Raw genomic sequence first — 24,564 nt, 5'->3', positions numbered from 1 at the left:
CGTCGAGGGCCGCGAACTATAGCGGCATGAATCAGGAATGGGAAGAGGGGGTGAAGACCGGACCCCTGCCCGTTCACCGGGCGGTCGGCTTGACACCCCGCGGGCCTTGCACGAACGTCCCGGGACACCCACGGGAGAGCCCCATGCGCCTTGCCAGCCTCGTCTTGTTCCTCGCCACGCTGCTGCCGATGGCGGGCTGCGCCACCGATGGCGACTGGGTGGAACTCAAGGGCCAACGCTACGAGGTCGAGCTGGCGGATGACCACGCCGAGCGCAATCGCGGACTGATGTTCCGTGAGTCGCTGGCAGAAGGCACCGGCATGCTGTTCGTGCATGACGCCGAGCGTCCGCTCGCCTACTGGATGAAGAACACCAAGATCCCGCTCGACATCTTCTACTTCGACGCCTCGCGCAAGCTGGTGTCGGTCTCGCGCGGCGTGCCACCGTGCTCGCTGGGCGACCGCTGTCCGCCCTACCCGAGCAGTGGCCCGGCCATGTACGTGCTCGAGCTCAATGCCGGCCAGGCCAACGCGCTCGACGTGCGCGCCGGCGATCCGATCACCTTCGGTCCCGGCATCCCGGATCGCGGCGAACCTTGATTCAGCGCTTCGACGGGGCCACATTGCTGTCATGGCTGCCCCGAACACACTGCCCGAATGGAATGCGCTGGCTGCGCTTGGCGACGACGAGCTGCCGCTGCTCGACACGGCGCTGCTGATTGCCCGTGACGAATACCCCGACCTCGAGCCCGGGGGTTACGCCGCGCAGATGGAATCCTATGCCGAGACGCTGCGTCCGCAGCTCGACGGCGACATCGACCTGCCGGCGCGCCTGACCGCGATCAACCGCTACCTGTTCGAGGAGCTTGGTTTCGCCGGCAACAACCTGCAGTACGACGACCCGCGCAACAGCTACCTCAACGAGGTGGTGGACCGGAAGCTCGGCATCCCGATCTCGCTGGCGGTGGTCCAGATCGAAGTGACCCGGCGACTTGGCATGCCGCTCGACGGCGTGTCCTTCCCGGGCCACTTCCTGGTGCGGCTGCCGGTGGACGACGGCATCCTGGTGCTGGACCCGTACAACAAGGGCCGGCCGGTGAGCGCCGAGGAACTGCGCGAGCGCGCATCGCCGCACATGGGCGGCCACCCGCCCGACGACCAGCAGCTGCTGCAGATCCTCGCGCCCGCCACCAACCGGGCGATCCTCATGCGCATGCTGCGCAACCTCAAGGGCTTGTACCTCGAGCAGCGCGACTGGGAGCGCGTCGCGCGCACCGCCGACCGCTTGCTGAAGCTGTCGCCCGGCACCGCCGAAGCCGTGCGCGACCGCGGCCTGGCCTATCGTGAACTCGGTTATGCGAAAGGCGCGCGCGAGGACCTGGCGCGCTACCTGCAGATGCTGCCGGAGGCCGAGGACGGCGAAGGCGTAAGGGCCGCGCTGGTCGACCTGAGCGGCGTGCCGGCGCGAGTGAACTGAGCCGGCTGGCTCAGGCCGGCACCATCTCGAAGTCGTCCTTGGTGACGCCGCAATCCGGACAGACCCAGGTGTCGGGCACGTCTTCCCAGCGGGTGCCCGGCGCGATGCCTTCTTCGGGCAGGCCATCGGCCTCGCTGTAGATGAAGCCACAGACGACGCACATCCAGGTGCGGTAGGCGGTGGCGGCAGCAGTCGGGGTGCTCATTGCGGGTCCGGGTATTCGTAAACAGCTACCATTCTCGCATCTTGCCGGTCGTGCACCAATGAACCCCAGCCCAGCCCCGACGCCACGCGGCGTGTACCTGATCACGCCCGACGAGCCCGACACCGGTCGGCTGCTTGCGCAGCTCCAGCCCCTGCTGGCCGAATCACCCGCGCTGCTGCAGTACCGCAACAAGGCCGCGGGCGAGTCCTTGCGCCGCGAGCAGGCCGGCGTCCTGGCCCGGGCCTGCTCCGACGCCGGCGTGCCGCTGGTGGTCAACGACGACTGGCGGCTGGCCCTGGCGGTGGGCGCCCGGGGCGCACACCTGGGCGAAAACGACGGCGACCTGGCGGCGGCACGCCAGGCGGCACCCGGCCTGTGGCTGGGCGCCTCGTGCTACGACGACATCGGGCGCGCCCGGCGGGCGGTGGCCGCCGGAGCCGACTACATTGCCTTTGGCGCCTTCTTCCCCTCGACCACCAAGCCTGGCGCACGCCGCGCCCAGCCCCGGTTGTTGGCCGAGAGCGCCGCGCTGGGCCGTAGCCGGGTGGCCATCGGTGGCATCACCCCGGAGAATGCGTCGGGCCTGGTCGCCGCCGGCGCCGACCTGCTGGCCGTCATCGCCGGGGTTTTCGACGCCCCCGACCCCGTCGCCGCGCTGCGCGCCTACCAGCGCGCCTTCACCGAACACGACAACGAGAATCCCGACGCATGAACACCGCCACCAGCCACGCTCTCTTCACCCGCGCGCTCGAACTGATGCCGGGCGGCGTCAACTCACCGGTCCGGGCCTTCAAGTCGGTCGGCGGCGAGCCCTTCTTTGCAGCACGCGCGGAGGGCGCCTACCTCTTCGACGTCGATGGCAACCGCTACCTGGACTACATCGGCAGCTGGGGCCCGATGATCGCAGGCCACGCCCATCCGGCGGTGCTCGACGCGGTGGCGCAGACCATGCGCAATGGCCTGAGCTTCGGCGTGCCCAATCCGCTGGAGGTCACCATGGCCGAGACCGTGCGCCGGCTGGTGCCGTCGATGCAGATGATGCGCATGGTCAATTCCGGCACCGAGGCGACGCTGTCGGCGATCCGGCTGGCCCGCGGCGCCACGGGCCGCAGCCGCATCGTCAAGTTCGAAGGCTGCTACCACGGCCACGGCGACAGCTTCCTGGTGAAGGCCGGCTCGGGCGCCCTGACCTTCGGCCTGCCCAATTCGCCGGGCGTGCCCAAGGCCCTGGCCGACCTGACGCTGACCCTGCCCTACAACGACTTCGAGGCGGCGACCAAACTCTTCGGTGAAGTCGGCCATGAAATCGCCGGCGTCATCGTCGAGCCGATCGTCGGCAACGCCAACTGCATCCTGCCGCGCGACGGCTACCTGCAGCACCTGCGCGAGCTGTGCACCCAGACGGGCGCGATCCTGATCTTCGACGAAGTCATGACCGGCTTCCGCGTTGCGCTCGGCGGCGCCCAGGCGCGCTACGGCGTCACGCCCGACCTGAGCACCTTCGGCAAGATCATCGGTGGCGGCATGCCGGTGGGTGCCTACGGCGGTCGCGCCGACCTGATGCAGCAGGTCGCGCCGGCCGGCCCCGTGTACCAGGCCGGCACCCTGAGCGGAAACCCGGTGGCGATGGCGGCCGGCCTGGCGACGCTGGAACTGATCCAGGCCCCGGGCTTCCACGACCGGCTCGAGGCCGCCACCCACGTACTGTGCGACGGCCTGGAGATGGCCGCGCGCGAAGCCGGCGTGGCGGTCACCACCACGCGCAGCTGCGCCATGTTCGGCCTGTTCTTCACCGACAAGAAGGTGGAAACCTTCGCCGATGCGGTGGCCTGCGATACCGCGGCGTTCAATCGCTTCTTCAACGCCATGCTGCGGCGCGGCGTGTACTTCGCGCCGTCGGCGTTCGAAGCCGGCTTCCTCTCCAGCGCCCACGGCGAGGCCGAGCTGGCCTTCACCATCCAGGCGGCGCGCGAAGCCTTCCGCGAGGTCGCCGCGCCATGAAGCGCATCGAGACCCTGGCCGTCCACGCCGGCGGCGAACCCGACGAACACACCGGCGCCGTCTCGCCGCCGATCCACATGGCCACCACGTTCCGGCATGGCCCGGCCGGTGAACGCCAGGCCGGCTACGAGTACCAGCGCGAATCCAACCCCACCCAGGACCGGCTGGAAACCGCACTGGCGGCGATGGAGGGCGGCGAAGCCGGCCTGTGCTTCGGTTCCGGCATGGCGGCCATGGCCGCGGTGCTCGAGTCGCTGCCCGCGGGCGCGCACGTGCTCATCCCCGACGACTGCTACACCGGCCTGCGCGTACTCGGGGCCGAGTTCCTGCCCCAGCGCGGCATCACCGCCAGCGCCGTGGACATGGCCGACCTCGCCGCCGTGCGCGCGGCGCTGCGGCCCGAAACCCGGATGATCTGGGCCGAGACCCCGTCCAACCCGCGCCTGTGCGTGGCCGACATCGCCGCGCTGGCCGACCTGGCGCATGGCAACGACGCGCTGCTGGCCTGCGACAACACCTTCGCCACGCCGGTCCTGCAGCAGCCGCTGACCCTGGGGGCCGACGTCGTGATGCATTCGACCACCAAGTATTTCGGTGGCCACAGCGACGTGATGGGCGGGGCCCTGGTGTTCGCCCGCCGCGATGCGTTCCACGACGCCGTCTTCCACCGCCGCCACCTGACCGGGGGAATCCTCGCGCCGTTCAGCGCCTGGCTGATCCTGCGCGGCTGCCGGTCGCTGCCGGCGCGCATGGCCTGGCACTGCCGCAATGCGAAGGCGTTGGCGGAGTTCCTGTCGACGCATCCGGCGGTTGAAGCGGTGCACTATCCCGGCCTGGCCGCGCACCCCGGCCATGCCATCGCGGCCCGGCAAATGAGCGATTTCGGCGGCATGCTCAGCTTCCGCGCCAAGGGAGGTCGCGAGGCCGCGCTGCGGATCGCCGGCGCGCTGCGGCTGGCGATCAACGCGACCTCGCTGGGCGGCCCGGAAACCCTGGTCGAACACCGCGCGTCCATCGAGGGCGAAAATACGGTCAGTCCCGCCAACCTGCTGCGGGTGTCGGTGGGGCTGGAGCATCCGGACGACCTGCTCGCCGATTTCGGGCGCGCGCTCGAGGCGGTGGGCGAATGAACCCGCCCCGCGTTGCCGCCGGCAAGTTCGAGGCCGCCACCACCGAGGGGTGGCGGGCACGTTGGTTCGAGATCATCTTCCGGCACGACAAGGGGGCGCCCCGGCGCTTCGACCTGCTGCTGATCGTCGCCATCCTGGTCAGCGTCACCGTCGTCATCCTCGACAGCGAAGCCGGACTGCGGGAACGCTGGGGCGCCTGGTTCTACATCGCGGAGTGGAGCTTCACCCTGCTCTTCACCGCCGAATACGTGGTGCGGCTCTGCGTGGTGAGGCGGCCGCTGCGTTATGCCACCAGCTTCTACGGCGTGATCGACCTGCTGTCGATCCTGCCCACCTACCTCTCGCTGATCCTTCCGGGCAGCCAGGCGCTGCTGGTGGTGCGGATCCTGCGCATCCTGCGCATCTTCCGCGTGCTCAAGCTGATGGAATACACCGAGGCCGGCGGCGTGCTGGTCGGCGCGCTGTACCGTTCGCGACGGAAGATCCTGGTGTTCCTGGTGGCGGTGCTGACCATCGCGGTCATCTTCGGCGCGGCACTCTACGTCATCGAAGGCCCCGAGAACGGCTACACCAGCATCCCGGTCGGCATGTACTGGGCCATCACCACGATGGCGACGGTGGGCTATGGCGACATTACGCCGGTCACGCCGTTCGGCCGCTTCGTGACCACCATCCTGATGCTCATCGGCTACGGCATCATCGCCGTCCCGACCGGCATCTACACCGCCGAGCTGGCGATGGGCCTGCGCGAGCGCCGCAAGGACACCTGCCCAGGCTGCAAGCTGGCTGAACACGACACCGATGCCGACTACTGCCGGCGCTGCGGAACCGCGCTGTCGGAAAAATGAACACCGCGCCCGCGCGCGCCGTCGCGCGGGCGCCGTTCACCGGCGATACGAGTTTGCCATGCGAGGCTTCCCCGCGATGGACCACGCATCGAAGCCACGGATGGCTTCCTGAAGCGGGAGAATCGCCATGCCAGCCAAATCGAAAGCCCAGCAAAAGGCCGCCGGTGCTGCGCTGTCCGCCAAGCGCGGCGAGACCAAGGTGAGCGAGCTCAAGGGCGCGTCGAAGGAGATGTACGACACCATGAGCGAAAGCGAGCTCGAGGACTTCGCCGAAACCAAGCGCAAGGACCTGCCCGACAAGGTGGACGACTGACCGGGCCGAATCGTTACGCCCGGCGGGGCCTGGTCACCACTGCCCGACGTTGGGCATCGACAGCCAGGGCTCGGCCTTTTCCAGCGCGGCGCCCTTTTGCAGCAGTTCGATCGAGATCTGGTCGGGCGATCGCACGAAGGCCATGCGGCCGTCGCGCGGCGGCCGGTTGATCACCACGCCGTGCGCCTGCAGGCGTTCGCAGGCGGCGTAGATGTCGTCGACTTCGAAGGCCAGGTGGCCGAAGTTGCGCGCCGACCCATAGTCTTCGTCGTCGTAGTTGTAGGTCAGCTCGACCTCGGCCTCCGGGTTGTCGGGCGCGGCCAGGTAAAGCAGGGTGAAACGTGCGTCGGGGTAGTCGCGGCGCCGGCTTTCCACCAGGCCCAGCGCGTCGCGGAAAAAGTGCAGCGAGGCGTCGAGGTCGCGCACGCGCACCATGGCATGCAGGTACTTCATCGGCGCAGCGCCTCCTCGAGCTCGGGTTCATCCAGGAACAGGTCGGGCAGCAGCGGCTGCGACGGGTCCACCGCGTACTGGTCGAAGTCGGTGACGCCCTTTTCCCGCAGCACGGCTTCGTCGATCAGGAAGTTGCCGCTGAACCGCCAGGAGTCCCGGCTCAGCACCGCATGGGCGGCGTCGGCCATGATTTCCGGCGTCCGGCACTTGGCCGGCTCGGTGCCCGGGATCATCTTGAGCGCATCGGTGGCGATGACCGTGCGCGGCCACAGGGCGTTGACCGCCACGCCACGCGAGCCGAACTCGGCCGCCAGGCCGAGCGTGACGAAGCTCATGCCCATCTTGGCCAGGGTGTAGCCCGTGTGCGGACCCCACCATTTCGGGTCCAGGTTGGGCGGCGGCGCCAGGGTCAGGATATGCGGGTTCGCCGAGTCCAGCAGGTGCGGCAGGCAGGCCTGGCTGCACAGGAAGGTGCCGCGGGCATTGACCTGCTGCATCAGGTCGAAGCGCTTCATGGGCGTGTCGAGCGCGCCGCGCAGCCAGATCGCGCTGGCGTTGTTGACCAGGATGTCGATGCGGCCGAATCGTTCGACCGTGGCGGCCACGGCCGCCTGCACCTGGTCTTCCTCGCGGATGTCGCACTGCAGCGCCAGGCCCTGGCCGCCGGCGGCATCCACCGCGGCCGCGGCGCTGTGGATGGTGCCGGGCAGCTTGGGGTTGGGCACGCCGGACTTGGCGGCGATGGCCACGTTGGCGCCGTCGCGGGCCGCGCGCAGGGCGATGGCCAGGCCGATGCCACGCGAGGCACCGGTGATGAAAAGGGTCTTGCCACGAAGGTCTGACATGCACGACTCCTGAACTTTGTTCCCAGTGTAAACCGGCGCCCGCGACAGGCGGCCTATAATCGCGCCCCATGGATTCAGCCCGCCTGGACGCCCTCGTCACCTGGATCGGCCAAAACCCGATCCTGGCGGGCGTCGTCATCTTCCTCATCGCCTTTGGCGACGCCCTGGTCATCGTCGGCGTGGCCATCCCGGCCGTGCCGCTGCTGTTCGCCGTCGGCACCCTGGTCGGCCTGGGCCACGTGGATGGCGCCTATGCGCTCGCGTGCGCCACCGTAGGCGCCTTCGCAGGCGACGCGGTCAGCTACTGGGTCGGCCTGCGGTTCGGCCCGCAGCTGCGCCAGCGCTGGCCCTTCTACAAACATCCGCAGTGGCTCGAGCGCGGCGAAACCACCTTCCGCAAGCACGGCATGAAGTCGATCATCATGGCCCGCTACGTCGGTGCCATCCGGCCCTTCGTCCCGGCCATCGCCGGCATGCTGGGCATGAAACTGCGGCAGTACGGGCCGGCGAGCGCGGTCGCGGCCCTGTTGTGGTCGGCGACCTTCCTGGCGCCGGGCTGGCTGTTCGGGACCTCGCTGGACCTGGTGGCCGCGGTGGCCGGCCGCCTGGCCATCGTGCTGGCGGTGGTGCTCCTGCTTGTCGCCGGCATCTGGGCGGCGGTGTTCTACCTGTGGCGCTGGCTGGGCGCGCACACCACCGGCATGCTCGAACGCGCACTCGCCTGGTCGCACAAGCACCCCGTGCTGGGGCGCTATTCGGAAGCGCTGATCGATCCCAACCGGCCCGAATCGGCCTCGCTGCTGCTGCTGGCGACCGTGCTCGGCGCGGCCGGCTGGGGCTTTTTCACGATCCTGATCTCCGTCGGCGGCGGCACCGCGCCCTCCGAACTCGACCTGACCGTGCACCACCTGATGTTCGGCCTGCGCAACCCGCTGGCGGACGTGCCCATGGCCTTCCTCGCCACCCTGGGCGACGCCGTGGTGCTGGCGCCTGCGGTGATCGGCGTATTCGCCTGGCTGCTCTGGCGACGGCGGCACATCGCGGCATGGCATTGGATCGCCGCGCCCGGCTTCGCCCTGGTGCTGACCTGGCTGCTGGGCTACCTCCTGGACATGCCCAAGCCGCCGGCCACGACCGCGGTACCCGGTTTCAGCTTTCCGTCGGCGACGGTGACGCTGGCGACCGTGGTCTACGGATTCTTCGCCGTGTTGATCGCGCGCGAGCTTCCCGGGCGCAACCGCGCCTGGCCCTACGTGGTGGCGGCGCTGGTGGTCGGGCTGCTGGGTTTTGCGCGCCTGTACCTGGGCGCGCACTGGCTCAGCGATGTCCTGGCCGGCACCTTGCTGGGGCTGCTGTGGATCGCCGCGCTCGGCATCGCCTACCGGCGCCGCGTGGTGCGTTCATTCTGGGTGCGGCCCATCGCGACGGTCTTCTTCGTGGCGGTGTTGGGTTTCGCGTCCTGGCACGGAAGCCGCCAGGCCGGGGATTTGCTGGCGCGCTTCGATCCACCGCACACGCCGGCTCCCTTGTCCGCCGACGCCTGGTGGCGCGAGGACTGGCAGGCGGGCCTGCCGGCGCGACGCAACGAACTGCACGGCCGCGACGCTTGGCCCCTGAACGTGCAGGTCGCCGGGCCGCTCGATGCCCTGCGCACCCGCCTGCTGCTGGCCGGCTGGCAGGAGGTCACCGTCGGCGGCTGGTACGGCCTGCTGCAGACCCTGGACAAGGACGCCACGCCGCTGGACCTGCCGGTGCTGCCGGCCACGCACAACGGCCGCGCGGAAGTGCTGGTGATGGTGCGCCGCGATCCCGCCGGGGGTCCCATGCAGGTGTTGCGCCTGTGGACCAGCCCGGTGGTACTGCAGCCGGGCGACCAGCCGCTGTGGATCGGCACCGTGCATGCCCTGGCGTTCACCCGTCGCCTGGATTTCTTCAGCTACTGGCGGGCGCTGCCCGGCGAAGAGGCGCTGCTTGCTCCGCTGCGCGAGGACGCCGGCGACATGGCGTCGGCGCTGGGACCGCGCCGGGACGATGGCCGGCCGGTGCTGCGGCTGCGGCCACCCGGCGGCGACTGACCTACTCGGCCTGGAAGTCCGGCAGTCGCTCGACCAGGCGCTGAAGCCGCTCGTGCGGATCGGCGAGCTGGAGCAACTCCAGGCGCTCGGTGGCCTCCAGCGGCAACCACTCGGCCAGGCGCCAGCCCACCCAGGCCGCATCGGCCAGGTCGCCCTTGCCCGGGCCTTCATGGTCGAGGCCGGCCTTGTCCATGATCCGGGCCAGCAGCACCGACATCAGGGCGTGTTCGTCCCGCAGCGTGGCCGGGCCGGGTTCGTCGAGCCAGCGCACGTCGCCCAGCACCAGGCCGTCGTCGCGGACCCGGGTGTGTTCAACGTGGAAACGCCGCCGGCCTTCCACGGTGAGCCCGAGCAGGCCTTCTTCGGTCATCGAAAAATCCACGATCACCGCTTCGGTGCCGTGGGTCGCCGGGATCGCCGGCTCGCCAACCTCGCGACCCGCGAGGATCAGGCAGATGCCGAAGCCTTCGCCGCTGCGGCCGCAGCGTTTGACCAGATCCAGGTAACGCGGCTCGAAGATGCGCAGCGACATCCGGCCGCCGGGCAGCAGCACGGCGCCCAGCGGAAACAGCGGCAGTTCCGACAACCCCACGATCAGCCGTCCCGGGCTTCCAGCTGCGCCAGGAACCGGCGCGGGGCGCCATCGAAGCCCCCGTTGGACATGAACACCACGTGGTCGCCGGGCTGGCAGCGCCGGTCCAGGGCCGCCAGCAGTGCGTCGGCATCGGCCACCGCCTCGCCGTCGCCGCGCAGCGCGGAAATCACCTTAGCGCCGTCCCAGGCCAGCTCGGGGCGGTGCAGGAAGACCACCGCGTCGGCACCGTCGAGCGATGGTGCGATCTGGTCGGCGTGCGCCCCCAGGCGCATGGAATTGCTGCGCGGTTCCATGGCCACCACGATACGCGCATCGCCGACGCGTGCACGCAGGCCTTCCAGCGTGGTGCGGATGGCGGTGGGGTGATGGGCGAAATCGTCGTACACCGTGACGCCGGCGCGTTCGCCCAGGCGTTCGAGCCGGCGCTTGACCGAGACGAACTCGCGCAGCGCCGGGATGGCCCTGGCCAGGTCCGCGCCCGCCGCATGGGCCGCGGCGATCGCGGCCAGCCCGTTCATCACGTTGTGCCGGCCGACCAGGCTCCATTCGACGACGCCCACCGCCTGGCCGCGGTGCAGGACCTCGAAGCGGCTGCCGTCGGCCACCCGCAGGCGGGCGGTCCAGTCGAAGTCGCCGTCGATGCCGAAGGTTTCCACCGGCGTCCAGCAGCCCATGGCCAGCACCTCGGCCAGCGCCGCGTCTTCGCCGTTGACGATGAGCCGGCCGCGGCGCGGCACGGTGCGCACCAGGTGGTGGAACTGGCGCTGGATCGCGGCCAGGTCGGGGAAGATGTCGGCGTGGTCGAATTCCAGGTTGTTCAGCACCGCCACGACCGGGCGGTAGTGCACGAACTTGCTGCGCTTGTCGAAGAAGGCGGTGTCGTATTCGTCGGCTTCGACCACGAAGTCGCGGCCGCCGCCCATGCGCGCGGAAACGCCGAAGTTTTCCGGGACGCCGCCGACCAGGAAGCCCGGGTCGCGGCCGGCGGCATCGAGCAGCCAGGCCAGGATGGAGGTGGTGGTGGTCTTGCCGTGGGTACCGGCGACGGCCAGGGTTTCGCGGCCGGGCAGCACGCGTTCGCTGAGCCATTGGGCGCCGGAGATGTAGCGCAGGCCGGCGTCGAGCACGTGCTCCACCGCCTCGTTGCCGCGCGAGAGCGCGTTGCCGACCACGACTTCGTCGGTGTCGGCGGCGATGTGCGCGGGGTCGTAGCCGCGTGAAAGGCGGATGCCCAGCTGCTCGAGCTGGGTGGACATCGGCGGGTAGACGTTCTGGTCGCTGCCGTCGACGGCATGCCCCAGCTCGCGCGCCAGCGCCGCGACACCTCCCATGAAGGTGCCGCAGATGCCCAGGATGTGCAGTTTCACGGCGTCAGTGGCCCGGCGCTGCTCAGCCGACTTCGGGCGTGGGCGCCAGGGTTTCCAGGATGCGCTGGAACACCTCGTCGACGCTGCCGACGCCGTCAACGCAGGCCAGGCGGCCGGCATTGCGGTAATAGTCCACGACCGGCGCGGTGGCCTCGTTGTAGATCTTCAGGCGGTTGCGAACGGCCTCCGGGGTGTCGTCGGCGCGGCCTTCGACCTGGGCGCGGCCGGCGATGCGCTCGACCAGCAGTTCGGCCTCGACGTCGAGCTGCACGGCGATGTCCACCGGCTGCCTGAGTTTGGCCAGCAGTCCGTCCAGGGCATTGGCCTGGGCCAGGTTGCGCGGATAACCATCGAGGATGAAGCCGTTGCCGGTGTCGCCGGCGGTCAGGCGCTCTTCGAGCATGCCCAGCACGATCTCGTCCGACACCAGCGCGCCGGATTCCATCACCGCCTTGGCCTGCAGGCCCAGCGGGGTGCCGGCCTTGACCGCGGCGCGCAGCAGGTCGCCGGTGGAAATATGCGGCACCTGCAGGTGCTCGCGAAGCCTTGCGGCCTGCGTGCCCTTGCCCGAGCCGGGCGCGCCGAGAAGTACCAGTCGCATGCTTTCAAACCCCTATAAACAAGGACGCACGGCGCCGTCTTAACCCCTTTTGGCTATAGTGGGGCCGCCGACAGGCCGTGCGGACCTGGAAACGCTACTGGCCGGGCGTGGACAAGTCAATTCAAGGGCAGGAACATCATGGGCAAGGGAACGCTCCTCTACGCGCAGTCCGGCGGCGTCACCGCCGTCATCAACGCCACCGCCGGCGCGGTCATCGAGGCCGCGCGGGCCCGCAAGATCAAGGTGCTGGCGGCCCGCAACGGCATCCTGGGCGCCCTGCGCGAAGACCTGGTGGACACGTCCAGGGAATCCGCGGCGGCGATCCGGGCCCTGGCCCATACCCCGGGCGGCGCTTTCGGCAGCTGTCGCTACAAGCTCAAGTCGCTCGAGGAAGACGCCGCCAAGTACGAACGCCTGCTGGCGGTGATCAAGGCCCACGACGTGCGCTGGTTCCTCTACAACGGCGGCAACGATTCGGCCGACACCGCGCTCAAACTCTCGACGCTGGCCGAATCCTCGGGCTATCCGCTCACCTGCATCGGCGTACCCAAGACGGTGGACAACGACCTGGTGGTCACCGACTGCTGCCCGGGCTTTGGTTCGGCCGCCAAGTACACGGCGGTGTCGGTGGCCGAAGCCGCCCTGGACGTGGCCGCCATGGCCGACACCTCGACCAAGGTCTTCGTCTATGAAGTGATGGGTCGCCACGCCGGCTGGCTGGCGGCCGCCGGCGGCCTGGCCGGCCAGGGCAAGGACGAGGCGCCGCACGTCATCCTGTTCCCGGAAGTGGCCTACGATGAGGCGAAGTTCCTGGCCCGCGTGGAGGCCGTGGTCAAGCGGGTCGGCTATTGCGTGGTGGTGGTATCCGAGGGCCTGCGCCACCCCGACGGCGGCTTCGTCGCCGACGCCGGCGCCGGCAAGGACGCCTTCGGCCACAGCCAGCTCGGCGGCGTTGGCCCGCTGCTGGCGGCCACGGTCAAGGACCGGCTGGGACTGAAGGTGCACTGGACCGTGCCCGACTACCTGCAGCGTTCGGCCCGGCACCTGGCCTCCAGGACCGACCTGGCGCATGCCCAGGCGGTGGGCAGGAAGGCGGTGGAGTACGCGCTCAAGGGCATGAACGGCGTGATGCCGGTGATCGTGCGCAGCTCGCACGCGCCCTACCGGTGGACGATCGCGCCCGCCCCCCTGGCCAAGATCGCCAACCATGAGAAGACCATGCCCAAGGGGTTCATCGACGCTTCCGGCTACGGCATCACCGCGGCCTGCCGGCGTTACCTGACCCCCCTGGTCAAGGGCGAGGCACCGCCGCCCTATGGGCCGGATGGCCTGCCAAAGTACGTTCGACTCGCCTTGAAGCCGGTAGCAAAGAAGCTCCCGGCCTTTGGCTGAACCGAACCCCCTCGCGGGGCGTGCCCAATGACAAAAGGCACTCCCCCGGGCCCGGACGGCCCCCGACACTCCCGCCCCATTCACGCACCCGTCCGGAGACTCCCGTGCAAGCCCAGCGCCTCATCCTCATCCCCGCCCTCGCCCTGGGCATGTTCTTCATGGGCGACGCCCTGGCCCAGTCGGGCACCGGCAACCTGTATCGCGTCACCACCAAGATGGAAATGGTCGGCATGCCGATCCAGCTTCCCGCCCAGACGGTGGAGGTCTGCGGGCCGAAGGACCAGGCCAGCGAGAAGATGGTCCCGCACGACGAGAACTGCACGGTCAGCCATTTCCAGGTGAGCGGCAACAAGTCCACCTATTCGATGACCTGCCGCGGCGAAAACGCCATGACCGCCAAGGGCGAGTTCGAGCGCCTGGGGCCCGATGCCTACCGCGGCAAGATGCACATGGTCGCCGACAACGACGGCGAAACCATGGAAATGAACGCGACCTTCGAAGGCAAGAAGATCCGCGACTGCAACTACGCGACCGAATCCCCGGAAGCCCAGGGCAAGGCCATGCTGGCCAAGACCTGCAACGAACTGCTGCGCATGCCCGACCCGGTGAGCTATCTCAACTTCACCGGCCCGGACGCGATGTGCGGCGCGCAGAAAAAGCAGTACTGCGACGCGATGCTGGCCCAGCACGTCAACCCCGGCTACATCTATTCGATGGGTCCGATGGTGCGCAGCGTGCCGGCCGGCACGCCCACCTTCTGGGATGCCTTCGCGGCCTGCGGCATGTCCCGGGAAACGGCCCTGGCAAAAACCTGCCCGATGGCCATCAAGGACCGCAGCTTCGACTTCGTTTCCGAGTACTGCCCGGCGCACCTGGCCACCGCCTGCGACGCCGCCGACCCGACCCGCGAATCCGACTTCCTGATCGGCAGCTGCCCGGCGCGCGCCCAGGCCCTGGCCGCCCAGCACTGCGCCGGTCGCGACTTCACCGCCCTGCGCGCCTCGCCCTACGCCAACTTCTGCAGTCGCTTCGCCGCGGGCTCGCTCCAGCAGCGCAACGCCGGCCAAGGCCCTGCCGCCACCGGCCAGCCGGCCGGGCAGGATGGCCAGGCCCCGGCGAAGGAAGAGGGCAAGAAGCCGTCCTGGCGTGACCGGCTCAAGTCCGCCAAGGACCTGATCGGCGGCTGAGGCCATGTCGCGCGCCTTTAGGCTGGCGGCGCTGCTGGCCTGGGTGTCCACCGGCGCCGTCGCGGCGCCGGTGGACGCCTACCCGGACATCGCAAGCGCCTACTGGGTTGAGATCGACGGCCGGCCGGCCTGGGCCGGCCACGCCGACCAGGTGTTGCCCGTAGCCAGCCTGGCGAAGCTGATGGCGGCCCTGGTGCTGGACGAAGAGGCCGACCTGGCGGCGACGGTCACCACCAGTCGGGCGGCGTCCGCCGCCACCGGTACCCGCCTGGGCCTGCGCGCCGGCGACCAGTTCAGCGCCTCCGACCTGTTCACGGCCATGTTGGTGCGTTCGGCCAACGACGCCTGTCGCGCGCTCGCCGACTGGCATGGCGGCGGCACCGACGCCGCCTTCGTCGAACGCATGAATGCGCGCGCGGCAGAGCTGGGCATGCACTCGACCCGATTCGCCAATGCCTGCGGACACGACGCCCCCGGCCAGGGCAGCACGGCCCGCGACCTGGCCCTGCTGGCGCGGGCGGTGATGGCGCGGCCACGCATCATGGAACACGCCCGGCGCGAACGTTTCGACTTCGCGTCCCTGGCCGGCCGTCGTTTTTCGGTTCGCAGCACGAACGCGCTGCTGGGCCAGTTCCCCGGCGCCATCGGCCTCAAGACCGGATTCACGCCGGGCGCCGGCCGCTGCCTGGTGGCGCTGGCCGAACGCGATGGCCACCAGGTGCTGGCGATCCTGCTGCACGCCCCCGACCGCTGGTGGGACACCGTGGGGGTGCTTGAACTGGCCTTCGACCAGGCCCGCCGCGACGCAACGCCGGCACGATGAACCCGCTCCCGGCGCCGGTTCGCGCGGCCGGCGCCCTGGGCCTGCTGCTGGTCGTGGCAGGCGCCTACGCCGCCGCCCTGGCCGGCCCCTTCCAGTTCGACGACTACAACGTGATCGTCGACAACCCCCAGGTGCACGGGCTGGCCGCCTGGTGGCGGTCCATGCCGGGCATCCGGCCCCTGCTCAAGCTTTCCTACGCCCTGAACTGGGCGCTGTCGCCGGGGGCGTTCGGCTTCCATCTCCTGAACCTGGCGATCCACGTGGCCAATGCCTGGCTGGTCTGGGCGCTTGGCCGGCAATGGCTGACCCGCCTGGCCCCGGCCGACCTGCCGACGTCGGCCGCCTGGTGGATGGCGCTGCTGTTCGCCCTGCATCCGGCCGCGACCGAAGCCGTCACCTACGCCAGTGGACGCTCGATGTCGCTGATGGCGCTGTTCTACCTCGCGGCGATGTGGTGTTTCCTGGCCGGTGAAAGCAGCCGGCGCCACTGGCTTTCGCGCGGCGTGGGCACCGTCCTGTTCGCCCTGGCCCTGGGCGTTCGCGAAACCGCGGCCACGCTGCCGCTGGCCCTGTTCCTGCTGGCCTGGTTTGGCGGCAAGTCGCCGCGCGGCGCGCTGCGAGGCTTGGCGCCGCAGGCCGTGCTGCTGGTCGCTGCGTTGGCGGCCGCCGCTTTCGCCGGCTACGACCGGTTCCTGAGCTACAGCCTGGGTACCCGTGGCCCGGTCGAACAAGCCCTGGCCCAGGCGGAGGCGCACGCGCACCTGTTCGTTCACTCCCTGCTTGCACTGCGCACGAACCTGGACCCCGACCTGCGCGTGCCCGCGGCGCCGGAACTGCGCACGGCGCTGGTGTTCGCGTCGTTCGCCGCGGCCGGCGTCCTTGCGCTGTTGTCTCGGCGGCGCTGGCCGTGGCTGGGTTTCGCCATTGCCTGGTACGGCCTGCAGTTGGCACCTGGCAATTCCGTGCTGCCACGCTTCGACCTCGCCAACGACCGTCATCTGTACCTGGCGCTGCCCGGCGTGGCGCTGGCGCTGGTGGTGCCGCTGCTGGCGCGCGGCTGGCGGCCGCTCGGCCAGGTCCTGCTGCTGGCGCTGGCGCTGGTGATGGCGGTGCTGACCCACCGGCGCAACGCCGACTGGGGCAGCGAACTGGCGCTGTGGCAGGCCACGGTCCGCGATTCGCCGCACAAGGCGCGCCCCTGGGCGAACCTGGGCTGGGCGCGCCACCAGGCTGGTGATCACGCCGGCGCGCGCGCTGCGTGGGAGTGCGCCCTGCGACTCGATCCCGGCCATGAACAGGCGGCCATCAACCTCGCGCTGTCGTCCGCGGCATCGACGAACGCAGATCCAGGCTGTCCGCCCGAAAATTGAAGCTCATCGGGCGTTTGCTTCGTGCAGCGCCTGCAGCTGCACGGGGAATGCGTTAGGTTGGCCTTGCGCCGTGGCGGACACTCCGGTCGCCTGCGGCCCCATTCCAGACAATGGAGGCACCGCATGAGCAAACTTCCCGTCCTTACCCTTTCCACCCTTGTCCTGGCATTGGGCACCGGCGCCGGTGCGCTGGCGCAGACCCAGGAGGGCAACCTCTACCGCGTCACCACCCAGGTCGAACTGGTCGGCCTGCCAATGCAGCTGCCGGACCAGACCACCGAAGTCTGCGGTCCCAAGGACCACAGCAGCCAGAAGATGGTGCCGCACGACGAGGACTGCGAAGTCACCCGCTTCGAAGTCGAGGGCGGCACCTCGCGTTACACCCTGGTCTGCACCGGTGCCGCCAACCTGACCGCGAAGGGCGAGTTCGAGCAGCTCGGCGACGACGCCTATCGCGGCAAGATGCACATGGTCGGCACCAGCGCGGGCCAGTCCATGGAAATGAACATGCGCTTCCAAGGCAAGCGCATCGGGGCCTGCGAGTACACCCCGCCGGCCGCCGCCGACGTCGCCGGGGAGGCCCAAAACCCCGGCTGACGGGGCCTGTGGCACGGCCCCCTCCCTTCGGCCATACTCGGTCGGGGCGGCCGATCGGCCGCTTACGTTTGTTCGCTGTTTGACTCTGGGGAGGGTTGGCATGTTTGAGCAGTACGGATTACACCTTGCGATCGCCTGTGCGGTGGTCGCCATCCTTTACGGCATCTTCGTGGCGCGCTGGATCGTCGCCCAGCCGGCCGGCAACGAAAAAATGCAGGGCATCGCCGCGGCCATCCAGGAAGGCGCGGGTGCCTACCTGAGCCGCCAGTACCGCACCATCGCCATCGTCGGCGTCGTGCTGTTCCTGGTCATCGCCTTCGTGCCCGGACTGGGCTGGCCGACGGCCATTGGATTCGCCATCGGCGCCATCCTGTCCGGCGCGGCCGGCTTCATCGGCATGTTCGTCTCGGTGCGCGCCAACGTGCGCACGGCGCAGGCGGCCACGGTCAGCCTCAATACCGCGCTCAACGTCAGCTTCAAGGGCGGCGCCATCACCGGCATGCTGGTGGTCGGCCTGGGGCTGCTCGGCGTCGCCGGCTACTTCTGGTACACGATCGGCTCGGGCGTGCAGGACGCGGCGGCGGTTCAAGCGGCGATGCAGCCGATGATCGGCCTGGCCTTCGGCAGCTCGCTGATCTCCATCTTCGCGCGCCTGGGCGGCGGCATCTTCACCAAGGGCGCCGACGTCGGCGCCGACCTGGTGGGCAAGGTCGAGGCCGGCATCCCGGAAGACGACCCGCGCAACCCGGCGGTGATCGCCGACAACGTCGGTGACAACGTCGGCGACTGCGCCGGCATGGCCGCCGACCTGTTCGAAACCTACGCCGTCACCGTCATCGCCGCGATGCTGATCGCGGGCATCGCCTTCACCACCTATGGCTGGGCCGGGGTGCTGTACCCGATGGTGCTGGGCGCGGTGTCCATCATCGCCTCGATCGTCGGCACCTTCTTCGTCAAGGTGAAGGACGGCGGCAAGATCATGAACGCGCTTTACCGCGGCTTGGCCGTGTCGGGCGTGCTGGCGGCGATCGGCTTCTGGTTCGTCACCGACAACATGTTCGTCTCCGCCCTGGGCATGCCGCTGTTCTACTGCGCCCTGATCGGCCTGGCCCTGACCGCGGCGATGGTGGTGATCACCGAGTACTACACCGCCACCGAGTACGCGCCGGTGCAGGACGTCGCCAAGGCGTCCGAGACCGGCCACGGCACCAACGTCATCGCCGGCCTGGCCGTGTCGATGAAGTCCACCGCCGCGCCGGTGCTGGCCGTGGCTGCCGCCATCTGGAGCTGTTACGAGATCGCCGGCCTGATGGGCATCGCCATCGCCGCCACCTCGATGCTGTCGATGGCGGGCATGATCGTGGCGCTGGATGCCTACGGCCCGATCACCGACAACGCCGGCGGCATCGCCGAAATGTCGGGCATGGACAAGGACATCCGCGTCACCACCGATGCCCTGGACGCCGTGGGCAACACCACCAAGGCGGTGACCAAGGGTTACGCCATCGGTTCGGCCGGCCTGGCCGCGCTGGTTCTGTTCGCCGACTACGCCCACAAGCTGCAGGAAACCGGCGCCGAGGTGAACTTCTCGATCGACAACCCGGACGTGGTGATCGGCCTGCTGATCGGCGGCATGATCCCCTACCTGTTCGGCGCCATGGCCATGCAGGCCGTGGGCCGCGCCGCCGGTGCGGTGGTCGAGGAAGTGCGCCGCCAGTTCCGCGAGATCCCGGGCATCATGGAAGGCACCGGCAAGCCGCAGTACGACAAGGCGGTGGACCTGCTGACCAAGTCGGCGATCCGCGAAATGATCGTGCCGTCGATGCTGCCGCTGTTCATCCCGATCATCGTCGGCGTCGTGCTGGGCGCGGATGCCCTGGGCGGCCTGCTGATGGGCACCATCGTGACCGGCCTGTTCGTGGCGATCTCGATGTGCACCGGTGGCGGCGCCTGGGACAACGCCAAGAAGTACATCGAGGAAGGCCACCACGGCGGCAAGGGCAGCGAAGCCCACAAGGCCGCGGTCACCGGCGACACCGTCGGCGACCCGTACAAGGACACCGCGGGCCCGGCCATCAATCCGCTGATCAAGATCATCAACATCGTGGCGCTGCTGCTTATCCCGATGCTGTAATCGCTACCAATCGCTGCAAACGAAGAAGCCCCGGCATGCCGGGGCTTCTTCTTTCTGTGGGAGGGACTTCAGTCCCGACGGCTTCGGGACTGAAGTCCCTCCCACAGGGGGCAATTCAGATCTGCGGGACTTCCTGCAGCAGCAGGATCAGTGCGTCGCGGGTGCGGCGGCGCAGTTCGACGAAGCGGGCGTCGGTGGCTTCGGTCGGCAGATCCTCGTTTTCCAGGTGCTCGAGCGCCTGGCAGACGCTGACCAGGTCGGTGGCGCCCATCGCCAGCGCGGCCGAACGCAGGTAGTGGGCCGACTTGCCCAGGGCATCGGCATCGCCGGCGACCTGGGCGTGTTCCATCTTGCGGACCAGGTCCGGCGCCTCGTGCACGAACATCCGCACGAACTCGCTGAACGCGCCCGGACGGTCGCGGTCGAGCATGCGCAGCAGTTCGAGCGCCTTGGGGTCGAGCAGGGACTGGGCAGCCATGGCGGGGTTCCGGAGGACCAGTGGCCATTCTCGCCGCTGTCCCAGGCGCTGACCAGCCCCCGCGTCCTTGTGGGACGGACTTCAGTCCCGAAGGTTTTTCGGGACTGAAGTCCCTCCCACAGGGGCCATGCAGCCCGCATTGAGTGCGGGCTCCAGGCCTTTCCCGTATCCTTGCGCCCCCCACGCATGCCCTCCCCCGGGCGGATTCAGGAGTTTGAAATGGCCCTAGACCTGGTGCCCACCGGCCGCGACGTGCCGAACGAAATCAACGTCGTCATCGAGATCCCCAAGGACGCCGAGCCGGTCAAGTACGAGGTCGACAAGGAAACCGGCGCCATCTTCGTGGACCGCATCCTGTCCACCCCGATGCGCTATCCGTGCAACTACGGCTACGTGCCCCACACCCTGTGCGGCGACGGCGACCCGGTGGACGTAATGGTGATCCTGCCGCTCACCCTGATCCCGGGCTCGGTCATCCGCTGCCGACCGGTCGGCATGCTCAAGATGAAGGACGAGGCCGGCGAGGACACCAAACTGGTGGCCGTACCGGTCGACAAGGTCTTCTCCGGCTACTCGCACATCCAGGACATCGACCAGGTCAGCTCGCACTGGCTCGAGCGCATCGGCCATTTCTTCGAGCACTACAAGGACCTGGAAAAGGGCAAGTGGGTCAAGCTCGATGGCTGGGAAGGCGCCGAAGCCGCCCGCCGCGAGATCCTCGACTCCGTGCAGCGCTTCGAAGCCAGCCCGGTCAAGCTCAACTACTGAGGCGTTCGCAGGCCACCCGGTTGCGTCCGCCGCGCTTGGCCTCGTACAGCAGGGTGTCGGCGCGCTGGACCAACTGCGGACCGGTGTCGCCCGGACTGGCCAGGGCGACCCCGATGCTGACCGTGACCCAGCCCAAGGGGGATGCCGGGTGGGGTATCGCCCGGGCTTCGACCTTTCGACGCAGGCGGCCCGCCAGGTCGGTCGCCGCCGTCAACGAGGCGCCGGGGGCGATCAGGGCGAACTCTTCGCCGCCGTAGCGGGCCAGGGTGACCAGGCTGTCCTGGACGACTTCTGCCAGCAGGCCGGCGATCGTGCCCAGGCAGGCATCGCCCGCGGGATGGCCCAGGCTGTCGTTGTAGGCCTTGAAGTAGTCCACGTCCACCAGCAACAGGGCCAGCGGCTGCCCCGATTGCAGGCCCTCCGCCAGGGCGGCGCCCAGCCGGCGGTCGAAGCCACGCCGGTTGGCGATGCCGGTCAGCTCATCGCGTTGGGTTTCGCCTTCCAGATTGAGGTTGGCGGCGCGGAGCGTCTGGTTGGCCTGCTGCAGTTCTTCAAGCAGGGCGGCCGCCCGCAGGATGCCCGCGACCTGGTCGGCCACCGTTTCCAGCAGGACCCGCTGGCCCCGGAAAGCAGCCAGGCGCCGGCTTTCGGCATTGAGCACCGCGAGCACTTCGCCGTTGTGGACCACGGGCACGCACAGCTCCGAGAGCGTGCCACCCAGGGTGTCGACCATGTTGGCGTGGGTACGGGCGTCCTCGATATCGAAGGTGCGTCCGGTCACCGCGCATTCGCCGACCACGCCCGAGCCCAGCGCACGCCGGTAGCCCACGCGTATTTCGCTGCGCAGGTCGCTGCGCACGGCTTCGCAGACGAACTCGCCGCGGGCGGCGTCGATGCGCGCGCAGGCGACGAACTCCCAATCGAACTCTTCGGCCAGGGCATCGACGATGCGCTGCAGCATCGGACGCACCGACAGGTCCTGCAGCGCGATTCGCGCCACCCGGTTGACCATTGCCAGCTGCTTTATCGCCTGGCCACGCGTGTCTTCGCCTTTCGTCATCACCCGCCCGCTGGATTCCCCATGACCACGATACACCCGGCCGGCCGGGCCAGGACCGGCCCCGCCCTGGCGATCAGGCCAGGCGGCGCCGGCAGGTGAATCGAGCGTCGAGACTCAGGCGGCCCTGCGCCGGGTCGTCGGCAAGAACGCCTGATGCCGGGATGTCCGGGGCATGCCAGCTGGCCCCGTCGAAAACCATCAGCCGGTTGTAGCGCGCCTCGACCCGCAGCGGCGGCTCGTCGCCCGGAAACAGGGACGCGGGGAACACCATGCCGCCCAGGCCCGGGTCGTCGAACAGGCAGAGGCTCATCACGCCGATCCCCTGCCCGGACCCACTGGACGAAGCCCGCGACGGGGTCGCCGCGGCCGCCGTTGCCAGCGACAGCCAGCCCTGCCCGTGCACCACGCGACGAAAGCCCATGCGGTCACGGAACGTCTCGGAAAAAAACACGTCCATGGCCGTCAGCACCGGACCTGGCAGTTCCAGCCGGCGGACCGGATAACCGGCATGCGGGTCGACGAAAAACTGCGCGGCGTGCTTGCTGGCCAGCGTCCGCCAGCGCTCCGGTTCCGCCAGCGCGTTGTCCACCACCAGGCAGTGGTGTCCTCCCGGCAGGGCGATGGTCTGGACGTACGGACGGGCATTGAACACGTGGCGGATTCCTGGTCCCGGCGATACACCTGCGCGCCCCGCGCCTGGAATTCAGCGGCCTTCGCGGCCCCACCCCCTTCCAGCGCCCGGGCCTCGTCGGCCACGCCCTTCCGGGCAGCATACCCGGGCACGTCCCGGGTGGCATGGCTCGAACACGGAAAGTCGGCCCTGGTCGCGCCCGGGGCCTGTTGGCTCAGTCGGTGGCTTCTTTGATCGCCCCGGCAAGGAAGTCGAGCAGGGACCGGATCTTCAGCGAAGCTTCCCGGTGCTGCGGGTAGACGCCGTAAAGCGCGTGCGGTTCCCCGCTCCAGTCGGGCAGCACGCGGACCAGCCGGCCCGACGCCAGGGCGTCCGCGGCGTAGATCTTCGGCAACAGGGCCAATCCCAGGCCCTCGATGGCCGCTTCGCGGACGGCAAGCGAATTGTTGGCGCGGAATCCGCCGTCGACGGCAATGCGGACCGATTCCCCGTCCCTTCCAAGCACCCAGCTGCGCGGCGTGGCCGAAAGTGAATAGGTCAGGCAGCGATGACCGGAGAGGTCCTCCGGGCTTTCTGGCGTGCCGCACCGGGCCAGGTAGGCGGGCGATGCGCAGACCATCCGTTCGATGTCCAGGAGCTTTCGCGCCTTCAGGCTCGAATCCTTGAGCCGTCCACCGCGAATGGCCAGGTCGAAGCGCCCTTCGATCAGGTCGACCGGCTGATCGCCAAACTCCACGTCCAGCGCGATCTCCGGATAGCGCGCCGCGAAGCGCGCAAGCAGGGGCGACAGCAGGACAAGCCCCAGGGAAAGCGGGGCACTGACCCGGAGCACGCCGCGCGGTTCGGCGCCACGCGACCGCACGGCGTCGTCGGCTTCGCCCAGCTCATCGAGGATGCGCGTGATCTGCTTGAAGTAATCGTGCCCGGTGTCGGTGAGCCTCAGCGAGCGGGTCGTTCGCACGATCAGCGGCGTACCCAGATCGGCTTCGAGGTCCTTGATGATCTTGCTGACCGCGGCATTGGACAGGCCCAGGTCCCGCCCCGCGGCGGCAAAACCGTTGAGTTCGATCACGCGGCGGAATACCCGGAGGGCGGCGATGCGATCCATTGTTCACCAAGGACGAAAGGTGATTTCCCGATTTCGTGGATTCTCTTCCGTAGGCGCGGGGCGCACCGTGAGTCTGCACCCGACCCGGAGGAGATTCCAATGTCCGCACACGCCACCAAGACCCTGCTGGCCGCCGCCCTGCTGGCGGCCGCCGCCTGGAGCCACGCGCAGCCACCCGTCGTTGGTACGAGCCCCTGGGGGCCCGACGACGAAATCGGCAGGCTCAACCTGATGACCGCCGAGTCACGCGCCGCCGTGCTCGCGCGCGTGGACGGCGGCACCGTCTACGACCTGTCCGTCGACCTTTTCATCGGCATGCCCAGCTGGCAGGCCGCCGGTGACCCGCACTACCGGATGTGGATGACCCACACCCCGCACGGCACGGCCATCGACGATCCGCTGGGCCTGGGCGCGGCCATGAACGAGCACGTCAGCTATACCGGCGCGGCCTTCTCGATGTACACCCATACCGGCACGCACATCGACACGCTCGCCCACTTCGGCCTGGACGGGCGCATCTGGAATGGCTTCAGCGCGGCCGAGCACCTCGGCGACCGCGGCTGGAAAGTCGGCGGCGCCGAAAAGCTGCCGACCATCGTCGCGCGCGGTGTGATGATCGACCTGCCGGCCTACCTGGGCGTCGACATGCTGCCCGACGGCCATCGGATCAGTCGCGCGGAGCTGCGTGGGGCCCTGGAGCGGCAGAAGGTTTCGTTGCGGGAAGGCGACGTGGTGCTTATCCGCACCGGCCGCATGCGGGTCTACGAAGATGCGGCAGCCTACATGCGCAACCCGCCCGGCCTGGGCATGGACGCCGCCCGCTTCCTGGTCGAATCCAGCGGCGCGATGGTCGTCGGCGCCGACAACCTCAGCTTCGAGGCCTTCCCCTCCGAAGTCGAGAACAACTACGTACCCGTGCACACCTACCTGCTCGCCGAACAGGGCACGCCGATTCTCGAGTTGGTTTACCTGGAAGGCCTGAGCGAGGCCCGCGTCTACGAATTCGCCTTCATCGGCGGCGGCCTGCGACTGCGCGGCGCCGACGCCGCGCCGATGCGACCGATCGCCTTGCCGCTGGTGCCTCCTGGCGCATCCGACGAGCCCTGA

At 69.2% G+C, this 24,564-nt stretch carries 26 protein-coding genes; 16 read left to right on the top strand and 10 right to left on the bottom strand.

The genetic code is table 11. From position 1 onward, the window contains the following. Positions 1-143: 143 nt before the first annotated feature. Both N788_RS04170 and N788_RS04165 read left to right on the top strand, forming a co-directional pair. Complete coding sequence (locus tag N788_RS04170; protein ID WP_034221346.1) at positions 144-599, top strand: DUF192 domain-containing protein; 456 nt, start codon at positions 144-146, stop codon at positions 597-599. A gap of 31 nt (positions 600-630) precedes the next feature. Beyond that, the gene (locus N788_RS04165) at positions 631-1,476 is read left to right on the top strand and encodes a SirB1 family protein (protein ID WP_034221344.1); all 846 of its coding nucleotides are present in this window, start codon (positions 631-633) and stop codon (positions 1,474-1,476) included. A 10-nt stretch (positions 1,477-1,486) separates the two neighbouring features. Here the strand turns inward: N788_RS04165 and N788_RS04160 are convergent, their stop codons facing one another. Continuing rightward, positions 1,487-1,681: a rubredoxin gene (locus N788_RS04160; protein ID WP_034221342.1), complete on the bottom strand. Its 195-nt coding sequence runs from the start codon at positions 1,679-1,681 to the stop codon at positions 1,487-1,489. Positions 1,682-1,739: 58 nt separating this feature from the next. On the opposite strand from N788_RS04160, the gene thiE reads away from it, so the two are divergent. The 5 genes from thiE (at position 1,740) to N788_RS04135 (ending at position 5,973) form a co-directional block, all read left to right on the top strand. Continuing rightward, the gene (thiE, locus tag N788_RS04155) at positions 1,740-2,393 is read left to right on the top strand and encodes a thiamine phosphate synthase (RefSeq protein WP_034221329.1); all 654 of its coding nucleotides are present in this window, start codon (positions 1,740-1,742) and stop codon (positions 2,391-2,393) included. Then, positions 2,390-3,682 carry a glutamate-1-semialdehyde 2,1-aminomutase gene (hemL, locus tag N788_RS04150; protein ID WP_034221325.1) on the top strand — a complete coding sequence of 431 codons (1,293 nt, stop codon included), beginning with the start codon at positions 2,390-2,392 and terminating at the stop codon, positions 3,680-3,682. The genes thiE and hemL overlap by 4 nt, the downstream gene beginning before the upstream one ends. Continuing rightward, positions 3,679-4,812 (top strand): trans-sulfuration enzyme family protein, encoded by a 1,134-nt coding sequence (locus tag N788_RS04145; RefSeq protein ID WP_034221322.1) that lies wholly within the window; start codon positions 3,679-3,681, stop codon positions 4,810-4,812. Before hemL ends, N788_RS04145 begins: the two co-directional genes overlap by 4 nt. Beyond that, positions 4,809-5,660, top strand: coding sequence for an ion transporter (locus N788_RS04140; RefSeq protein WP_034221319.1), 852 nt, complete (start codon positions 4,809-4,811; stop codon positions 5,658-5,660). The genes N788_RS04145 and N788_RS04140 overlap by 4 nt, the downstream gene beginning before the upstream one ends. Before the next feature lie 127 nt (positions 5,661-5,787). Then, positions 5,788-5,973: a DUF3008 family protein gene (locus N788_RS04135; protein WP_034221316.1), complete on the top strand. Its 186-nt coding sequence runs from the start codon at positions 5,788-5,790 to the stop codon at positions 5,971-5,973. 33 nt (positions 5,974-6,006) lie between these two features. On the opposite strand, the gene N788_RS04130 is transcribed toward N788_RS04135, so the two are convergent. Both N788_RS04130 and N788_RS04125 read right to left on the bottom strand, forming a co-directional pair. Beyond that, the gene (locus tag N788_RS04130) at positions 6,007-6,426 is read right to left on the bottom strand and encodes a VOC family protein (protein ID WP_034221313.1); all 420 of its coding nucleotides are present in this window, start codon (positions 6,424-6,426) and stop codon (positions 6,007-6,009) included. Further along, complete coding sequence (locus tag N788_RS04125; protein ID WP_034221309.1) at positions 6,423-7,271, bottom strand: SDR family oxidoreductase; 849 nt, start codon at positions 7,269-7,271, stop codon at positions 6,423-6,425. The genes N788_RS04130 and N788_RS04125 overlap by 4 nt, the downstream gene beginning before the upstream one ends. Positions 7,272-7,339: 68 nt before the next feature. Between N788_RS04125 and N788_RS04120 the strand changes: the two genes are divergently transcribed. Further along, positions 7,340-9,346 carry a bifunctional DedA family/phosphatase PAP2 family protein gene (locus N788_RS04120; protein ID WP_034221306.1) on the top strand — a complete coding sequence of 669 codons (2,007 nt, stop codon included), beginning with the start codon at positions 7,340-7,342 and terminating at the stop codon, positions 9,344-9,346. A gap of 1 nt (position 9,347) precedes the next feature. Here the strand turns inward: N788_RS04120 and N788_RS04115 are convergent, their stop codons facing one another. From N788_RS04115 to N788_RS04105, 3 genes are read right to left on the bottom strand one after another with little or no spacing between them, the layout of a single operon-like run. Beyond that, positions 9,348-9,941 (bottom strand): LON peptidase substrate-binding domain-containing protein, encoded by a 594-nt coding sequence (locus N788_RS04115; protein WP_034221302.1) that lies wholly within the window; start codon positions 9,939-9,941, stop codon positions 9,348-9,350. Next, positions 9,941-11,308 (bottom strand): UDP-N-acetylmuramate:L-alanyl-gamma-D-glutamyl-meso-diaminopimelate ligase, encoded by a 1,368-nt coding sequence (gene mpl, locus N788_RS04110; RefSeq protein ID WP_034221298.1) that lies wholly within the window; start codon positions 11,306-11,308, stop codon positions 9,941-9,943. Before mpl ends, N788_RS04115 begins: the two co-directional genes overlap by 1 nt. Before the next feature lie 22 nt (positions 11,309-11,330). Beyond that, positions 11,331-11,909 carry an adenylate kinase gene (locus N788_RS04105; protein WP_034221296.1) on the bottom strand — a complete coding sequence of 193 codons (579 nt, stop codon included), beginning with the start codon at positions 11,907-11,909 and terminating at the stop codon, positions 11,331-11,333. A 138-nt stretch (positions 11,910-12,047) separates the two neighbouring features. On the opposite strand from N788_RS04105, the gene N788_RS04100 reads away from it, so the two are divergent. From N788_RS04100 to N788_RS04075, 6 genes are all read left to right on the top strand, one after another. Continuing rightward, the gene (locus N788_RS04100; protein WP_034221294.1) at positions 12,048-13,301 is read left to right on the top strand and encodes a 6-phosphofructokinase; all 1,254 of its coding nucleotides are present in this window, start codon (positions 12,048-12,050) and stop codon (positions 13,299-13,301) included. A gap of 104 nt (positions 13,302-13,405) precedes the next feature. After that, complete coding sequence (locus tag N788_RS04095; RefSeq protein ID WP_034221293.1) at positions 13,406-14,488, top strand: DUF3617 domain-containing protein; 1,083 nt, start codon at positions 13,406-13,408, stop codon at positions 14,486-14,488. Between the two features lie 4 nt (positions 14,489-14,492). Beyond that, positions 14,493-15,311 carry a D-alanyl-D-alanine carboxypeptidase family protein gene (locus N788_RS04090; RefSeq protein ID WP_034221291.1) on the top strand — a complete coding sequence of 273 codons (819 nt, stop codon included), beginning with the start codon at positions 14,493-14,495 and terminating at the stop codon, positions 15,309-15,311. Next, positions 15,308-16,681 (top strand): tetratricopeptide repeat protein, encoded by a 1,374-nt coding sequence (locus N788_RS14585; RefSeq protein WP_034221288.1) that lies wholly within the window; start codon positions 15,308-15,310, stop codon positions 16,679-16,681. Before N788_RS04090 ends, N788_RS14585 begins: the two co-directional genes overlap by 4 nt. A gap of 123 nt (positions 16,682-16,804) precedes the next feature. Further along, positions 16,805-17,278 (top strand): DUF3617 domain-containing protein, encoded by a 474-nt coding sequence (locus tag N788_RS04080; protein ID WP_034221287.1) that lies wholly within the window; start codon positions 16,805-16,807, stop codon positions 17,276-17,278. A 100-nt stretch (positions 17,279-17,378) separates the two neighbouring features. Then, the gene (locus N788_RS04075) at positions 17,379-19,412 is read left to right on the top strand and encodes a sodium-translocating pyrophosphatase (protein ID WP_034221285.1); all 2,034 of its coding nucleotides are present in this window, start codon (positions 17,379-17,381) and stop codon (positions 19,410-19,412) included. Positions 19,413-19,527: 115 nt separating this feature from the next. Here the strand turns inward: N788_RS04075 and N788_RS04070 are convergent, their stop codons facing one another. Continuing rightward, entirely contained in the window at positions 19,528-19,890 is a 363-nt protein-coding gene (locus N788_RS04070) for an Hpt domain-containing protein (protein ID WP_034221282.1), read from the bottom strand. A 219-nt stretch (positions 19,891-20,109) separates the two neighbouring features. Here N788_RS04070 and ppa point away from each other — a divergent pair, with 219 nt between their 5' ends. Continuing rightward, positions 20,110-20,658, top strand: a complete 549-nt coding sequence (ppa, locus tag N788_RS04065; protein ID WP_034221280.1) for an inorganic diphosphatase — start codon at positions 20,110-20,112, stop codon at positions 20,656-20,658. Here ppa and N788_RS13755 read toward each other — a convergent pair. The 3 genes from N788_RS13755 to N788_RS04050 all read right to left on the bottom strand — a co-directional run bounded on the left by N788_RS13755 (position 20,648) and on the right by N788_RS04050 (position 23,457). After that, a complete protein-coding gene (locus N788_RS13755) occupies positions 20,648-21,718 on the bottom strand; it encodes a GGDEF domain-containing protein (protein WP_051924343.1) in 1,071 nt (356 codons plus the stop codon). The genes ppa and N788_RS13755 overlap by 11 nt on opposite strands. 73 nt (positions 21,719-21,791) lie before the next feature. Further along, positions 21,792-22,370, bottom strand: coding sequence for a DUF6445 family protein (locus tag N788_RS13750; RefSeq protein ID WP_051924342.1), 579 nt, complete (start codon positions 22,368-22,370; stop codon positions 21,792-21,794). Positions 22,371-22,563: 193 nt separating this feature from the next. Then, a complete protein-coding gene (locus N788_RS04050) occupies positions 22,564-23,457 on the bottom strand; it encodes a LysR family transcriptional regulator (RefSeq protein ID WP_034221276.1) in 894 nt (297 codons plus the stop codon). Positions 23,458-23,556: 99 nt separating this feature from the next. On the opposite strand from N788_RS04050, the gene N788_RS04045 reads away from it, so the two are divergent. After that, positions 23,557-24,564: a cyclase family protein gene (locus N788_RS04045; RefSeq protein WP_034221273.1), complete on the top strand. Its 1,008-nt coding sequence runs from the start codon at positions 23,557-23,559 to the stop codon at positions 24,562-24,564.

The organism is Arenimonas donghaensis DSM 18148 = HO3-R19 (assembly GCF_000743535.1).
Lineage (GTDB): Bacteria > Pseudomonadota > Gammaproteobacteria > Xanthomonadales > Xanthomonadaceae > Arenimonas > Arenimonas donghaensis.
The sequence above is the reverse complement of the archived record's forward strand: the minus strand, read 5'-3'. Positions and strand labels throughout refer to the sequence as shown.